This window comes from Stenotrophomonas maltophilia group sp. Smal12, assembly GCF_037079935.1.
GTDB lineage: Bacteria > Pseudomonadota > Gammaproteobacteria > Xanthomonadales > Xanthomonadaceae > Stenotrophomonas > Stenotrophomonas sepilia.
Map to the genome: position 1 here is coordinate 1 of NZ_JBAWUK010000124.1, position 603 is coordinate 603.

Below are 603 nucleotides of genomic sequence, written 5' to 3' on the forward strand. Positions count from 1 at the left end.
ACTGGTCGATGGCCCACACGGCTACGTCTCGGCCAGCTGGTATCCGGACAAGGAACCCGCTGCGCGGGTACCCACCTGGAACTACGCCGCTGCCGAGCTGCGTGGCCAGCTGCAGACCTTCGACGACGCTGATGCGCTGGCCGAACTGGTCGGCGCGATCAGCGACCGCTTCGAAGCCAGCGTCGGCCAGGCCTGGCAGTTCGATGCCGCGCGCGCCGAACACGGCCCGGAGCTGCGCGCCATCGTCGGCTTCCGCTTCCAGGTGGAACACGTGCAGCTGAAGCTGAAACTCAGCCAGAACCATCCCGACGCCAACCAGCAGGCCGTGATCGCCGCACTGGACGCGCTCGCCTCCCCGTCCTCCCATGAGCTGGCGCAGTGGATGCGCTGGCACCGTGAACAGTCCGCCTCCAGCGGCTGATCACCCCAGCTTCCCGCGACGGCGCGACCAGAACGGCCGCGCCTTGCCCCCACCCGACGCCAGGGATACCGCACATGAAAGACATCCACCGCCTGCTGCAGAACAACCGCGACTGGGCCGACCGCATCGCCAAGGAAGACCCTGGGTTCTTCCAGCAGCTGTCCAAGCAGCAGCACCCGGAA

The 603-nt window shown here is 67.7% G+C and carries 1 protein-coding gene and 1 pseudogene; both read left to right on the forward strand.

Translation table 11 applies throughout. The features are described 5' to 3' along the window. Window positions 1-421 (forward strand): FMN-binding negative transcriptional regulator (locus tag WDC87_RS21890; protein WP_336331338.1); only part of this gene is annotated, 421 nt, incomplete at its 5' end. Between the two features lie 74 nt (window positions 422-495). Then, window positions 496-603 (forward strand): annotated as a pseudogene (locus WDC87_RS21895) (carbonic anhydrase); the annotation flags it as partial.